15 protein-coding genes are annotated in these 16,211 nt (G+C 33.6%); all 15 read right to left on the bottom strand.

Features of this window, described 5'->3' with window-relative positions:
• Nucleotides 1–83 precede the first annotated feature (83 nt).
• Nucleotides 84–761, bottom strand: a complete 678-nt coding sequence (locus QQZ16_RS07745) for a GntR family transcriptional regulator (RefSeq protein WP_284561253.1) — start codon at nt 759–761, stop codon at nt 84–86.
• Nucleotides 762–791: 30 nt separating this feature from the next.
• Nucleotides 792–1,499, bottom strand: coding sequence for a DUF624 domain-containing protein (locus tag QQZ16_RS07740; protein WP_284561252.1), 708 nt, complete (start codon nt 1,497–1,499; stop codon nt 792–794).
• A gap of 107 nt (nt 1,500–1,606) precedes the next feature.
• Nucleotides 1,607–3,229 (bottom strand): ABC transporter substrate-binding protein, encoded by a 1,623-nt coding sequence (locus QQZ16_RS07735; protein ID WP_235251683.1) that lies wholly within the window; start codon nt 3,227–3,229, stop codon nt 1,607–1,609.
• 122 nt (nt 3,230–3,351) lie between these two features.
• Nucleotides 3,352–4,221, bottom strand: coding sequence for a carbohydrate ABC transporter permease (locus tag QQZ16_RS07730; protein ID WP_031534880.1), 870 nt, complete (start codon nt 4,219–4,221; stop codon nt 3,352–3,354).
• Nucleotides 4,222–4,234: 13 nt separating this feature from the next.
• A complete protein-coding gene (locus tag QQZ16_RS07725; protein WP_031534882.1) occupies nt 4,235–5,197 on the bottom strand; it encodes an ABC transporter permease in 963 nt (320 codons plus the stop codon).
• A gap of 308 nt (nt 5,198–5,505) precedes the next feature.
• Entirely contained in the window at nt 5,506–6,297 is a 792-nt protein-coding gene (locus QQZ16_RS07720; RefSeq protein ID WP_284561251.1) for a Nif3-like dinuclear metal center hexameric protein, read from the bottom strand.
• A 127-nt stretch (nt 6,298–6,424) separates the two neighbouring features.
• Nucleotides 6,425–7,060, bottom strand: a complete 636-nt coding sequence (locus QQZ16_RS07715; protein ID WP_284561250.1) for a YesL family protein — start codon at nt 7,058–7,060, stop codon at nt 6,425–6,427.
• Between the two features lie 170 nt (nt 7,061–7,230).
• Nucleotides 7,231–9,351: a glycoside hydrolase family 52 protein gene (locus tag QQZ16_RS07710; protein WP_284561249.1), complete on the bottom strand. Its 2,121-nt coding sequence runs from the start codon at nt 9,349–9,351 to the stop codon at nt 7,231–7,233.
• Nucleotides 9,352–9,370: 19 nt separating this feature from the next.
• Complete coding sequence (locus QQZ16_RS07705; protein WP_284561248.1) at nt 9,371–10,267, bottom strand: carbohydrate ABC transporter permease; 897 nt, start codon at nt 10,265–10,267, stop codon at nt 9,371–9,373.
• 15 nt (nt 10,268–10,282) lie between these two features.
• The gene (locus tag QQZ16_RS07700) at nt 10,283–11,161 is read right to left on the bottom strand and encodes a carbohydrate ABC transporter permease (protein WP_284561247.1); all 879 of its coding nucleotides are present in this window, start codon (nt 11,159–11,161) and stop codon (nt 10,283–10,285) included.
• Between the two features lie 206 nt (nt 11,162–11,367).
• Nucleotides 11,368–12,687 (bottom strand): extracellular solute-binding protein, encoded by a 1,320-nt coding sequence (locus tag QQZ16_RS07695; RefSeq protein WP_031534894.1) that lies wholly within the window; start codon nt 12,685–12,687, stop codon nt 11,368–11,370.
• A gap of 111 nt (nt 12,688–12,798) precedes the next feature.
• A complete protein-coding gene (locus QQZ16_RS07690; RefSeq protein WP_284561246.1) occupies nt 12,799–13,584 on the bottom strand; it encodes a response regulator transcription factor in 786 nt (261 codons plus the stop codon).
• Nucleotides 13,581–14,861, bottom strand: a complete 1,281-nt coding sequence (locus QQZ16_RS07685; protein WP_342395198.1) for a sensor histidine kinase — start codon at nt 14,859–14,861, stop codon at nt 13,581–13,583. Before QQZ16_RS07685 ends, QQZ16_RS07690 begins: the two co-directional genes overlap by 4 nt.
• Nucleotides 14,862–14,894: 33 nt before the next feature.
• Complete coding sequence (locus tag QQZ16_RS23170; RefSeq protein ID WP_342395197.1) at nt 14,895–15,329, bottom strand: hypothetical protein; 435 nt, start codon at nt 15,327–15,329, stop codon at nt 14,895–14,897.
• 179 nt (nt 15,330–15,508) lie between these two features.
• Nucleotides 15,509–15,898, bottom strand: a complete 390-nt coding sequence (locus QQZ16_RS07680; RefSeq protein WP_031534901.1) for an FxsA family protein — start codon at nt 15,896–15,898, stop codon at nt 15,509–15,511.
• Nucleotides 15,899–16,211 lie beyond the last annotated feature (313 nt).

The raw sequence follows: 16,211 nt of genomic DNA, 5'->3' as shown, positions 1-16,211 counted from the left end.
TCACCTTGAAAATGTATCCTCTACCTATCTAAATAGATAAAATAGAAATTTTCTTTCCCTACTAAACAATGCTTAAATATTTTTTAGCCAATAAAGTAATTTGGATACTTTTCCTTTAAAACATGCTGTTCTAAAAAGGCTAGCCGAAGATGTTTCTCCATTATTTCACTTGCCTTTTCTCCTTCCTTATTCGTAATAAGTTGATAAAGGGACTTATGTTGATTAATGATTATTTCCCAATTTGTATCACTAGAAAATCTGAGGAGTCGTAATCGCTTAAAATGACTATTTAGAAGCTGAAGCATATTCCATGTTCGTTCTTTTCGACAGGCAGCAAATAATAATTGGTGAAATTCCTCATCTAGTTCAAATATTTTTTGAAAATTATTTTGTTCCATACAAAGTTCTTGCATTCTAATATTACTTTCTAATCGAAAACGAAATACTTCTGGAAAATCCTTACTGACCAGTATAACAATTTCCTTTTCCACCATTTCTCTAATAAAGCGACCTTCTTCTACATGCTCTAAATTTATTCTTGATACAACCGTTCCATATTGAGGGATAATATCAAGCAATTCCTCTTGTGCTAGCTTCATAAATGCTTCTCTAACAGGAGTTCTGCTTACATTAAGCTCATCTGCAATTTCTTTTTCAGATATCTTCGTACCTGGTTCTAATTCCAAACTCATAATTTTTTCTTTTAAAATATTATAGGAGTAATCTCTTGAAGAAACCCTCACTCCTTGCGTAGTTAACATTTTTATTCTCCTTCGTTTGAATTATGAATCCTATACACTTGTATCACTGTTTCCTGTCTTCTTTAGAAAATTACTTTCAATATGACCTAACATCGCCTTAGAATTAAATGTCATCCCCATCGCAATCAAACTTGCAATAAAAATCACTAAAAAATCAGTCGTAAATACTGTTACAAAAGCAACTAAAAATAATATCAATATATTGCCTATCGTTTCTTTAAATTTAGTAAACTGATAAAAGGCAGATAACTTTACTAAATCTCTTATCCGAAAAGTAAACCTTGCATTGATCATTAACATATTGATACTAAGCATTGTCCAAATAAGAGTAAGTACAAGCAATACGATAAAAATCATTTGATTGACTGGAGTTACTGTTATTCGGAGGTATTGTAAATCGATGAGTAAAACAAAGTATACGGCAAGGATTATTGTCCAGGTGAAAAACGTGCCTTTTAAATTTGATCGATAGCCATAGAAAAAGTCCGCAGTGGGTGACAGTTCCTTCGTTCTCACTAATTTCTCCATGGAATAAAGTAATCCTGATATAGCAGGACCAGATGGAATTAATGCAAGAACATACAAACCGATATTAGAGAACGTTGGTGTTAATGTCATAAAGAAAAAAATGAATATTGCATTTGTTGCTACAAAATAAATATTGGTTAATAATATCCAATATACGTAATTGCTGAATGTAAATAAGATCCCTTGTCCAAACTCTTTTTTATGTTCCATGCCTTTCACCTTCTTTCAGAATAAAGAAATGTCCTAATGAAAAAATATATAGGATAAGGTATCCTTATTGCTAGTCGGTATAGGATACCTCATCAATTCTTCATCTATTATTTATTATTCTTCTTATATTCTTGGTATGTTTTATTTGCTGTTTCTACATATTGATCTAACCCTTGACTTTTTAGCTCCTTAATAAAAGCATCATATTCACTTAAATCACGTGTACCTAAAATAAACTTTAATGTGTTTTGTGTCGTATAGTCTTTTAAAGGTGTGCTTTGTAAAGTAGCTCTTTCTCTATCTTCTACAGAATACGGAATAATTGGTTCTGCTGGAATTGTTGTTTTCACTGCTTTCATATCGTTTTGGAATTTAATTTCCTCTTCACTCATCATAGATTGAAGTAAGTCTGTTGTTCCCCCATATGCAAAAACCCCATTTGAGAATCCATAATCCACACGTAAATCTTTTGTTCCTTCTGGATTTAAACCGTTATAAGTGACGTCTTCCGTTAATGTTCTTACTCCATCTTCTTTTGTAAATGTTGTTCCTTCCACTCCCCATTTAGCGAATTCTTGACCCTCATCACTGTAATATAACCAGTCAACAAACTGCAGAATTGCTTCAAAATATTCACTTTCCTTTATTTTTGAAGAAATCATAACACCATTTTCTAATCGAGAACCTGCCATTAATTGACCTGCAGGACCACCAGGAACGGTTATTTTTGAAATAGAATAATTTCCTTTTCCTAATGTTTTATCCATATCTGTGCGGTGTAAATTAATAGTTTGTGAGTTACCATTGATAATAAAGGACTTTCCAGTTACAAATTTTTGCGTTGCCTGTTCATCAGTCTGTGTGAAACTCTCTTCATCTAACAGCCCTTCGTCTACTAGTTTATGAAAATAAGTTACTAATTCTTTGTATTCGTCTGTAGTAGGTGCATAAACAAATTCATCTTGTTCCTCTATATAAGACAATCCATTTCCAAATCCCCATCCTGCCTTTGTTCCAAAGCCTGTTGCAGCAATATTTAGGGTACTATCAAACTTAAAACGATCGGAGAACGGAATAGAGTCTGGATAGATTTCTTTTAACTTCTTCATTGCTACATATAGTTCATCCCAAGTTGTTGGTATATCAATATTATTTTCTTCAAAGACATCTGTTCTAACGATCAATGTATAATCTGGCCAAACTTCTTCATGCAAACCTGGAAGGACATAAAACTTTCCATCCTGTTGTCGTAAAGTATCTATCTCTTCTTCTAGGTTCCATTTTTCTATTTTATCTTTTAAATGAGGCATTTTATCAATGTAATCGCTTACCGGAAGTGCAGCGCCTGAAGAAACAAACGCAGTTTCTTCGCCAGGATATGTTTTTGGAATTAATAATGGTGCTTCACCTGAACTAATCAACAAACTTCTTTTTTGCGTATAATCACTCAAAGGTACGATTGTTGGCTCTAAGGTAACATTCGTAATTTCTGTTATTTTATCCCATAGTAGCCAATCTTTATCGTATGGATATGTAGACTGTTCCATATATAAGATTGGTAATTCAAATGGTTCTGTAGCTTTAAATGTGTCTCCAACCGAGTACGATTCCATAGCTCCTTTTGTAGATACTTCTGTGCTTGCCGCATCATCATCAGAACACGCAGCTGTAATAAGTACAAACATACATAAACTTAGAAATAACCCAACCTTTTTTAAACTTTTCTTCATGGTATTTCCTCCCCTTATATATATAGGAAAAGCGTAGGTTTTTTTCTCAAGATATGGCAAATGGTTAACACTTCTTCGAAAAATAACTACGCTGAATTCCAGTTACTAGCGACCCTGTTTTACTACTTAACAGAGCCGAGCATGACACCAGAAACAAAGTATTTTTGTACAAATGGATAAACAGACAGTATTGGTAAAATGGTTAAAACCATTGTTACGGCTTTAATGTTGGCGGAAATCTGTGTTAAGTTGTCTGCCGACGTTGCTCCTGCTGACATAGCGCTTGTTGCCCCTGCAATCATATTTCTTAAGTAAATTGTTACTGGAAATAATTCTTTTTTATCTAAATAAATGAAAGCACTAAACCAAGAATTCCAATATGCAACCGCATAGAATAATACCATTGTGGCAATTACCGCTTTACTTAGCGGCAAAACTATTTTTAATAAAATACCGTATGTGTTTAAACCATCAATAGAAGCTGCCTCTTCTAATTCTTCAGGCATATTTTCAAAAAAGGATTTCATTATTAGCATATTGTAAATACTAATTGCTCCAGGGATAACAATTGCCCACATCGTATTACCGAAGCCCAATGCATTGATTAATACATAGTTTGGAATCAAGCCTCCGTTAAAGAACATGGTAAAAACGGCAAACACTGTTAAAAACCTGCGGCCAACCAATCTTCTTTTTGAAAGTGCATATGCAAATATAGTTGTTAAAAACATGGATATGATTGTCCCCACTATTGTATAAACAACTGTATTTTTATAATTTATCCAGAACATATCATCACTAAGAACTTTTTGATAGGTATCTACATTAAAACCTTTTGGCAATAAATTTACCTGTCCTGAATTAATATAGGACTCACTACTAAATGACTGTGCCACAACATTTATGAACGGATATAACGTACAAAAAATGATTACTAATAGAATACAAACATTAAAGACCTTAAAAATTTTATACTGCTTCGATTCTTTCATCTAGTCTCCCCTCCTACCATAAACTTCTTTCTGTAAGTTTTCTTGAAATACTATTAGCCGTTAAAACAAGTATTAATCCAATGATAGATTCAAATAATCCAATAGCTGCAGCATAACTGAAATTATTAGACTCTAGACCAACCCGGTATAGATAAGTAGAAAGAACATCGGAAGTTTCATATGTTAAAGGATTATAGATCAATAAGATTTTTTCAAAGCCAACTGCTAGAAAGCTTCCTATGTTTAGAATTAATAGGGTAACAATTGTCGGTAAGATACCAGGAATCGTAATATGCAGTGTTTGTTTCCAACGATTTGCACCATCTATTTTCGCTGCTTCATAGAGGGATTCATCAATAGTTGTTAAGGCTGCCAAGTAAAGAATGGCTCCCCATCCCATTCCTTGCCATACTTCTGATGTAACATAAATGGTCCTAAACCATTCTGGACTTTGAATAAAGCTTATTTTATCTCCTGTGAAAAATTCTACTATGGCATTGATCGAACCGTTTAATGCGGTTAATTGTAAAACCATCCCAGCAATTATAACGATAGATAAAAAATGCGGTAAATAAGAAGCAGTCTGTACAAACTTTTTGAATTTTTTTGACTTCACTTCATTTAAAAGAAGAGCAAAAATAATCGGCATTGGAAAACAAAATAGCAGTGTTAATCCACCTAAAATAAATGTATTTTTAAATACATTCCAAAAAACTGGATCTTCAATAAACATTTGAAAATAATACAAGCCGACCCATTGCTCGCCATAAATCTTACCGCCTGGCATATACCTTCTGAAAGCGATAACATTCCCAAACATAGGACCATACTTAAAGATTAATAAATAGATGATTGGCAATATTAACAAAGAATAAAGCTGCCAATCTTTTCGTATAGCAATCTTCAAAGTCTTAAATTTATTTCTTTTTGGCTTACTAATAGTCTTTACCTGTGAATGAACTACTTCAGTTTCCATTAGGACCCCCCATTTCAGGTATTAGTAACTTTTTAGTCATATACAAATTCTTTAAGAAGTATTTGACTATTATAAAGCTTCATCTTACGAAGATGAAGCAAATACACTTTCTTGATAAAGCGCTTACTTTTACGAATTTTAGAAGTCCTGTTACAAATTATGAAATGCTATTATGTAAAAGGATATAATGTTATAGAAAATTTGAGATGAAACAATTGAATGAAGTGATTGAGAGTGATAAGATTGTATTTTTCAGAAAAATACTAGTATGGTAGTATACCTAAAAAAACTATTATTACTTAAAACATTTAATAAATTTGATACAATGGCTTTTCTTTGAAGTAATGAACTGGAATATGTGGAAAGTATTCTTGAACTAATGATTGGAGGTACTCCATTCCAGGTTCTTCGCTAACTGCATGACCAATCATAATAAGTGCCTTTTTTTCTCCTTGGTGGATAGCGTCCCTTACATATTCTGGAGCTTCCCATTCTGGACCTTCACCTGCTATAACTAAATCTAGGTGTTGATTCTGAAATAAAGGAATGACTAATTCTCCTCCACCTCGATAACCTGCCAGCACTCCGATTCTTATGCATTCCATTAACTGATCACCAACAACTTTAACAAAAGGAGCGCCAAGCTTTTCCTTTACATACATTGCTATCTCCATAACCGATTTCTTTGGAATGGTTAAAATAGTTGCAGTAGGATGGTTCTCTTCAACATATTTCTCCCATTCAAGCTTTCGAATCAAACCGACCATAATTCCATCTGGAGTGTAGCGATGAAAGTAATCATGAAAGCGAAAAATATTAATATTTGCTTCTTCTATTACTTGGAGTTTTGCATTACAAATTGGATCTTCAGCATATGCCTCTTTCCAATTATCATGACTATAAAAGGGACCTTCATGTGTAATAACCATATTTGCTCCAATAGAAATTGCTTTTTCTAATACTTCTTGCGTAACCATGAATGCGATTACAATTCCTTCAACATCAACATTAGCTGAACCTTTTACTAATATATCAGTAGTTGATTCAAATCTTCTTGCAGGTTCGATTAACTTTTCAATTACTCTTTGAATATTCGTCATTCTATCTCCCCCATCAAGTTAATCAAATTATACCATGATTAAGTTCGTTCATTCAATATACAAACTGTTTTTTTACAAGTTTTTCTATAAATTTTTCTTTCACGATAAATTTCGTCTCAAACTCTACTTATTCCGTGATGATCTTGTTTGTTTTCTGGTTTGGCAATCGCTGAAAAATGAGTAGACCACCTGACATTAGTATACAAGCTATCGAAACACCACTGAAAAATGGTAGAAGACCAGGTAAATAAATTAATAGAAAAATATCTGCAGCTACTCCAAGAATTACTAGAATCAATAAATGGATATTTAAAATTCCTAGAAAAAAAGAATATTTAAAATACTCGATGAATTTTAATTGAAAATGGACATATACAGGAAAGAAGAATAAAAGTGTAATAATATACAAGCAAGAAATTAGTAATACGATACTTGTTGATATAATACTGATTATTCCCTCTAGATTTAAAATTAGATAGTAATCTAGATACAACATCGCTCCAGCCATTGCAAATACCATGCCAAAACCATTACTTTTGATAAATTCACTTTTATAGACAGAGAAGAATGTTTTCCAGATGGGTATCTCGGTTTCTTTCATAAACCATTTTCGAACAACAGTAAATAAAGCTACTGTCGCAGGCATAAAACCGAATACAATTAATCCACTTAACAGAAACATAATCCATAGTAAATTAATATAGGCCAGCTTCATAATCCATTCACAGATTGTATATAATTTTCCCATTGGTTTTGTTGACATGCAATTCCCCTCTACTTTCTTCTTTCCTGCTAACTTTCTACCTAATCTTTTTTATCTTTCTTGCAAACTAAGAGTAAATCTCTCTGGCAAATAACTGTAATAAAGGAAATGGGGCTACTTAAGCTCCCATTCCCCTTTTTCTAGGAATGCTTTTTTCACCATAGTTACTTTTAATGCTGTTCCTCCAACCACAAGATGCTAGTTACTCCCCGTGGATAGTATTTACTTCCTGCGATTTCACCTGCTATTATTTGATCGCTCCAGCTCCAAACGGATAACTCAGGGTGTGTTAGCCATTCTACATGTGCAGCATCTGCTTTTGCCCCTTTTTCATCCCATTCCCAGTCTAGAATTTCTCGAGCGATAAATTGGCATAAGTAAATTTTGCTTAGCCATGAATTATTACTTGTAGAGGAGATTTTCCATCCTCCATCCTCAAATAGACAAACACCTTCTGTTAACACTGTTTCAAGATGTGTCTTTAATGCCTGAATATAGACACCATATCGTCCATGTTCATCTAACGCATCTTTACAATTTGTAAAGTATGGGAAAATCAGTCCTTCTATTGCAGGGATAATTTTCGAGTCATTTCCTTCTCCAATGACAGCTGGAATATACCCATCTTCGGTAACATGCTCGACAATGGTTGCTGCGCATGTTTCTGCTTGCTCACCTGCAAGCTTAGCTAAATCTTCTCTTTCATTTTCCGTAAATATTTTTTCCAGTGCAATATAGGAAGCCCATATTTTTCCCGCAAGATAAATATTGTTTCGCGCTTGCCCTAACGACACGTCAAGACTGTCATAAGTGGTAATTTCCGCACCGCCCATTACCCTTGAAGAATCTAGTCCCATTAAACCATTACGCTTATCAGGTTCTGGATGGTCTCTGTTTAATATACTTTTAAAACATTGTTCCACTATCTCCAGATTTGCATCCAACCATTTTTGATCGCCTGTATGATGAACATAAAGGGCAGCACATAACACCCAGTTTACTAGCTGTTCATGGGTCATATGCGAGAAGCAACCATCAAGTCCATACAACTCATAGGATGAGTATTGCGGACGAGAAATTGTATTTGCTACACCCATATCATGGGTAAAACTTATCCCACCAGGATATTCTGTATCATCATTGGGAAAACGAACAGTATCTTGATAACTAAATCGTTGGACAAACATATCTAATTCATTTTTTACTGTCCATGGGTTCATTCTTAGCTCAAAGAAAATTTGATCAACCGTTAAATCAAATGTATTCATCATTCGATATTCCCCCTCATTCACTACCCAGAAGGGTTCACCATTATAATCTAACAATTGTGTAGATCCATAATAGCTGCGAATCGAGTGAATCAACATAAATTTTTGATCTTCCGATAAATGATTTGTACTAGTTATTTTTTCATTCGCATTTTTCGATCTGTCTGCAAGTAGATCAAAATTTCCAAGCGCATATTCAGCAACTGACTCGATATTATTAAAGAAGTTTGTATAGTAATAAGAAGTATCCATTCCTGCAGTTACAATCCCACCTCTATAAAAACAGATGGCAAATTGGTATGTTCTTTTTTCTCCTGCTGGGACATCCATAACAAGCGCTCCTAAAGGTCCTAATCCAAATGTCCAATTCTCTTCTTCAGGAGTTGTTAGAATATTTTCCAAACTAAAGTGCATTGCTGATTTTACATCAGGATTGTTGGATACAATAGCAGTCAATCTGCCTTGACCAATACCTGCAAAGCCATCCATTGTATCATCGACTCTTCGCATCGATGAATAAGGATCACTCCCCTGATAGCCGAAAAAAGCGCGTCTATTTCTTGTTCCGTTTGTATTATCTACTGTCAATTCAGCAAGTACAGCTGGCAAAATAGTACTTTTCAATTCTTCTTCATCTGCAGCTTTTGGATCTGGAACACCTTCTACTTGGGAGTAAATAGTAAAAGATAGATCCTCAGATTCCCATGTATCTGTTCCAAGTTGAAAATTACGTTTTATTTTATCTTTAGAGATAGGAAAAATTATATTAGGCTTATCTGGATCTGGATCCATATTTTCAATATCATATCGCTTACTTTCATCATCGGCTTGGTATGCAAAGAACGGAAAAGCTTCATATGTCCCTTCATTATCTAAAGATTCAGCTCCAATATAAATATTTTGCTTTGGAGAACGACCTAATTCTAAATCTAATCCACCACCATCACCAGGAAATCCTAGCGTAAAGCTGGAGAACGCTCCTATTGGAGAATGATGAGCATTAAAAAATAAATTTTTTGGCATCGTGATTATTTCCTCCTTTTTATCCTTTTACAGAGCCGGCAGCTAATCCTTCGACAATCTTATTACTTAGGATGATGAAAGCAATTAAAATTGGAATAATACTTATCATTAAGGTAGCTCCAATAGCTCCCCAATCTGTTAAATATTGACCTACGAAATTATTAACACCAACGGTTAAAGTCTTCCATTTATCAGAACTAATGAACGTATTAACGAATACGAATTCATTCCAGTTATAGATCATATTGATAATAACAACTGTTGCCATAACAGGAGTTGTCATTGGTAGCGTGATTTGAAAGAATATGCGATGGATCGAACAACCATCCATTACAGCTGCTTCTTCCAGTTCACGTGGCAATGCTTGATAGAATCCTAATAAAATCATGATGGTAAGCGGTAGGTTAAACGCTGTATACGATAAGATGATTGAAATCGGATTATCGATTAGTTGTAATTGATTAAAGAAACTAAATAAAGGAATTAAGGTGGAATGCAATGGAATCATAATTCCAACCATAAACAATCCAAGAACAAGTTTACTTAGTTTCCAATGCATTCTTGTTATTGCAAAAGTAACAAAGCTTGCTAGAATTACAGTTAAAACTACTGCGACAATAGTAATCCACACACTATTAAAGAAATATTGGCTTATATTCCCTTGTGTCCATACTTTTACATAGTTCCCCCATTGTGGATCTTTTGGAAGAGCAAATGGAGATAAGCCAAATACTTCTTGATTCGTTTTTAAAGAAAAGAAGAATAACCAAATTAATGGATATATTTGAAAAAGGGCAATTATTCCTAGTACTAGATACAAAATTCCGTATCCTATTTTACTTCCAATTGATCCTCTTGTTTTAGGAGATGTGGATAAATTAGTTTTATTATTTTTTTGTACAACTACTTCACTCATGATCCTCTCTCTCCTTTAATACTGAGCATCTTCTATTGATGCTGTTAATTTTTGTATCACCCATGTCATCACTAAGCAGATTATTAATAACGCAAAGCCAATAGCACTACCATAGCCAAAATTATATGTTTTAAATGCTTCCTTATACATATAAGATGCCATTACTTCACTAGCACCATTAGGTCCGCCGCCAGTCATTACATAGATTAAATCAAAGTATTTTAATGAACCTACAATTGCTAGTACTATCGTTACTTTTATTACTGGAGCAATCAGTGGGAGCTTTATTTTGTAAGCGATTTGTAACGGGGTAGCTCCGTCGATTTTAGCTGCCTCCATAATTTCATCTGGCACCCCTTTTAAAGCTGCATAATAAATAATGATATAAAATCCTGCATATTGCCATACAATTGGAATGAATATCGAATATAGGACCAAATTAGGATCTGCAAGCCAAATCGGTGTATTTTCCACTCCAAACATTTCCAAAAGCTTGTTCAGCATTCCATTTGTTGGATCGAAAATTTTTAACCATAACTGAGCAATTGCTACAGAGGATAATAGCATTGGAATTAAATAAATTTTGCGTAAAAGTCCTGCTCCCTTAATCTTACTTGCTAAAATTAACGAGATTACTAAATATGCTACTAGGCTTATTGCAGAAAATACTGCTAATAAAACCGAATGATACGTACTAGTCCAGAACATTTTATCTTTCATGAGCTCTATATAATTATCTAGCCCAATAAAGGTCTTAGCCCCTATACCGTCCCAATCCATTAAGCCATAATATCCTGTTAATACAATAGGAATATAGATTAAAATTAAAATGAGCAACAGTGCAGGGAGCACATACAGAGTGATTACCCATTTATTCGACATCACATTTTTCATTTTTCTGCTCTCCCTCCTTATTGATTTGTAAGGGCTTTGTCAAATGATAATATTGGGTATTCTAATGTGATTTTTTTCATCAAACCAATATTATCGTTCAACAAAGCCTTCTCTTAAAATCAATAATGTCAATATCATAATTAAATGATTATTTTTAAATAGTGGAATCCATCTTTTTCCTTATGATAGATTCCACTCATTATTTGTTATTCTTCTTCAGCTAACGCTTCTTCTTGTTTTGCTGTAAATTCTTTTGGTGTTGCCTGACCGCCAAATAGTGATTGAATCATATCTAAATGAACTTGAGCAACACTTGAGCTCATTTGAACGTCAGCATATAATGTTAAGTTCGATGCTTCTCCTAGATCATTTAAAATATCAATGTACATTGGGTCAAGATCAATATTGGAAGTATCCACAACAGTTGCCGGGATAACGCCAGCATCTTTAACAGAGTTTTTGCCCCATTCTTGGACTAGATATGCTACAAAATCTTTCGCTTCTTCTTTTACTTTAGATTTTTCAGAAACAAACAGTCCAACACCAGGACCACCTACAAAGCTGTTAATATCGCCTTTACCGCCTTCATAAGTTGGGAATTTAAAGTATCCAACTTTGTCTTTAAATTCTTGTGTAACATCTGGGCTTGTTGTATAGTTTGGCAACTCCCAAGTAGCCATTAAATACATAGCTGCTTGCTCATTCATAAAGTATCCTTTTGCCTCATCATTGGATAATCCGTTAAATCCTTTTACAAATCCACCCATATCTACTAATTTATTAATTTCTTCAGCAGCTTGAACAAGTGCTGGATCCTCAAAGCTTCCACTGCGATTAATCGCATTTGTTAATACTTCTGGTCCACCAATTCTATCTGCTAGGTACATATACCACATAGAACCAGTCCAACGATCTTTATTACCTAAAGTTATTGGAGTAACATCATTATCTACTAGTGTTTTCACAACATTCAGGAACTCATCATATGTTTCAGGAACTTCTAAATTATATTTTTCAAAGATTTCTTTATTGTAATATACAGGTGTAATGTTTAATTCAAGTGGAAGTCCATATGTTTTACCATCCATAGCAAAGGCTTCTGTTGTACCTGCTACAAATTGATCTTTAAAATTGCTATCAATGACATCATCTAATGATGCGAACATTCCACCCTTAACAAATGGCTGCATGTATCCTGCTGCCCATGTAACTCCAACATCTGGAAGCTCATTAGAAGCAGATAATACTTTAATTTTATCTTTATATTGCTCATTTCCTAAAATTTCCGTTTGTATTTTCACATCTGGATGGTCTTTTTCATATTGCTTAATGATATCGTTTACAATTGTGAACTGAGCTTTTGAACTTCCTTCTGGCCACAAATGCATAAATTTAATAACTGTTTTACCATCATCATCTGAAGCGCTTTCATTATTAGAAGAAGTGGATGAAGAACACCCTGCTAAAACTAAAACCATTAATAAAGCAACCGATAATAAGGCTGACATTGCTTTTCTATTAAACATTAAAACTACCCCCTATACATTCTATTTATTTATTTCTTTCTTACAATTAAAGTCTATCATTATTGGATTTCCGAAAAAAGGTAACAGTGATTAGAAAAAGTTCAACTATTTTTAGAAAGCCCTTTCAACATTGGTTTTTCGATAGGCACTCGGTGTTATTCCTTCTAATTCCTTAAAAATTTTTATAAAATATTTAGGGGTTTTATATCCTGATTCTTCTGCAATATCAGCAATGGAAAGCTTTGTTGACATAAGTAGATTTTTAGCATGCTGAATTCTCCTTCTCGTTATATATTCACTAAATGTTAAATGAATTTCTTCTTTGAACAACACGCTAAAATAACTTGGATTTAAAAAAACATGGTCAGCTACTTCACGTTGGTTTAAATCTTCTTTTAAATGCTTATCAATATATTGCAATGCCTTCTGTATTGGTTCTCGGGCCGATTCATTCGTTACGGTGGCATCAATTAACTTGTCATCAACAACTTTTGAGATTATATTGGCTCTTTCTCTATTTTTATCAATCGTAATAGCATCTTCCACTGCTTCTATTAGTTTCTTTTTACTTATTGGCTTAAGTAAATAATTGATAACACCTAATCGAAGTGCTTCTTGGGCATACTCAAATTCAGAATAGGCAGAGATAACAATAACTACAGGTTGATGTTCTTGATTTTTCATCGTTTTTAACATCATTATACCAGTAATTCTCGACATTCGAATATCTGTTATGAGGATGTTTATTTTTTGCTTTTTCATGGTGTCAATTGCAGCTTCGGCATTGGCTGCCAATAATATTTGATATTGCCCGTTAGACCAATTCTCTAATGTTTTTTTTATCCCTTCCCTCGATCTTGGCTCATCATCAACAATTAATATTGTTTTTGTATTCATTCAGACATCCCTCCATCTTTTGGAATTTCAAAAGAAATTAATGTTCCTTTATTTTCACTACTTTCCATTATTATTCCCTTTTGTTGCCTATCCTGATAATAGAGTGCAAGCCTTTTGTATACATTAGAAAGAGCCATTCCCTTGCCTGCTGCAGAGGTTATGCCTCCTTTTTCCATTGATTCTTTAATACTTTTTAATTTAGACGCATTGATGCCAATTCCATCATCTCTAACACTAACTCTTATTCGGTTATTCTCCTCTGCTTGTTCAACAATAACATCAACCGTACATTGTCCAAGCTTATTTTCTGCTCCATGTAATACAGCATTTTCAACTAATGGCTGTATTAAAAATTTAGGAATTCGTACTTCTTCAAATGCTTGAGGTAGCTTTATATGCCATTTTAACTGCTCTCCAAATCGCATTTTCATTATTTCCATGTAGTCCTCTATATGTTCTATTTCATCTTTTATACGTACCCACTCCTCCTCTGAGGAACGAGAGATTGTATATCGAAATAAATTAGACATCGTAACAACAAGTTCTGCCAGCTCTTCCTCCTCTTTCTCTTCTAATGTCCAATGAAGGGCATCTAAAGTATTAAATAAAAAATGAGGATTAATCTGAGCTTGCAGTGCTCTTAATTCACTACGGCTCCGAATTATTTCCTTTTGATATACCATTGTGATCAAATGATTGGTTTCTTTTACAAGCTGATTATATGTACTGTTTAATTCGTTTATTTCATTTACAGAAGAGATATTAGGTGTCGATGGCAAAGAGCCTTCGCTTGCAAATCTCATCGTATTTGTTAGCCGAATAATGGGTCTAGTAATAATATTGGATAGAAAAAATGAGCAGATGAAATATATTAATAATCCAATAAAGCCAGCTAAGAGGATACTTGTTCTTACCACCGTTATCCCTTTTGTTAACGTACTGAACGGCGTTAGGATGAGAACCGTCCAACCAGTTACATTGGAAAAATTCTTGGTAATCATGTAATCCCTTTCATTAATTTGAACAATTTTTTTATCCCTCTCCACAATTGACTCACTTGATTGCTCAAAATTTGTAATAATCGGTTTATTTAATTCGTCTAAAAGCATAAAATATTGATTTATTTCACCTGTAAGCGCTTGATTTGCAAACTTAAAATAATTTCCATAAATACTAAAAAGTAAATATCCCCCATTTGCAAAACTTCGATTAATAAGGTTTACCCTTCTGATAACCAGAAAATAATTGCTGTCATTGGGATCCTCGCCGATCCACACAAGGCTTCCTTTTGCGTCATCCGCCTTCTTCACCTATCTTGTATCGAGACTAGTCATTAGATTAGCATTATCCAGAGGCAAAATTCGTGTATGATTCCTAGTAAATAATTGAAAGGAAAAAATGCCATCTGAATTAGCGGTTATTGTATTAACCGTCCCCATCAAATCTTGTTTCTCTTGAAAAGCTACATGTTTTTGATCATATTCTTCCGTCAAAAGCTTTTGTACTTTATCATTAGTGGCTACAAGCTTTGATGCCATATTTAATTGTTCATATAAGGTTTCGATTCTGCCATTTGCTTCGACTGCCACTTGCTGTATTTGTTTTTCAGCATTATTTTCTAATAATGAAGATACCTGATTAAATATCAATATACTAACAAATAAAAGAACGACTATCATAACAGATAAAAAAACAAACAAGATTTGATTTCTTAATGTATTCCATTTTCTTAATAAATTGAACATCTATTTATCGCCTTTCTCTTTATTTGCACCATTATTATACCAAATAATCACAAACTTTGTTTATTCGTTATACAAATAAACATTAGTTGCAAAAAAAGAGAGTCTGTTCCATTCTTTTGTAAGAAGTCAGACTCTTTCTTTATTACTATATATCATTATTTATTCCTTTTTGTCTATACTTATTGAATAATCGTTACTCTATTTTTCTTTTGCAACTTTCTTTGTATGCCCCTCATTAAGAGTAGCTTTACGATTCTTCTTGTAGGAGGAATTAACATAATAGCTCCTACAATATCTGTTAAAAATCCTGGGAAAAGTAATAGTAATCCCCCAATTAAAACACAAAAGCTATCTAGTATAGCGTCTCCAGGCATGATCCCTTGATTTAATTGAACCTGCACATTACGAATTGCCTTTAATCCCTGTTTCTTTAATAATATAGCTCCAAGAATTCCTGTTCCTATTACAACAAATAAAGTTTCTGGTATTCCAATTAAATTTCCTGCTAAGAGAAAGATTATAAGCTCTATTATTGGCAATAACAGCAAGCTAATGAAAAAATTTCGCAAAAATTGTCACCGCCCTTCTCTTGTCTACCTACTTATATTATACCTTTTTTCCTTTGCTGAGGATAGTAGACCGCCTTTCGTCCCACTGTTTATTTATGGTAATATCTTTTAATTTATCTTTAGCATTATTTTTATAGGTGGTTTGGCGGAGGGGGCATGGAGGTGCTCTGTTTCCATTTTTCGGTGAATATTATGAAAAGCTATTTTTCATTTCCGTTGCCAATGTAGCTTTCTTCCTTTCCTTGAACACTACCTTTTTTCTAACTACTATCGTGGCTATCATCAAATTGCTTAACCTTTTCTAACTAGAAAA

The sequence above is a fragment of the Bacillus sp. T2.9-1 genome (assembly GCF_950097965.1).
In the GTDB taxonomy this organism is placed as follows: Bacteria; Bacillota; Bacilli; order Bacillales; family Cytobacillaceae; genus Niallia; species Niallia hominis.
Note: the sequence above shows the minus strand (reverse complement) of the source record. Positions and strands in the feature narration are given on the sequence as shown.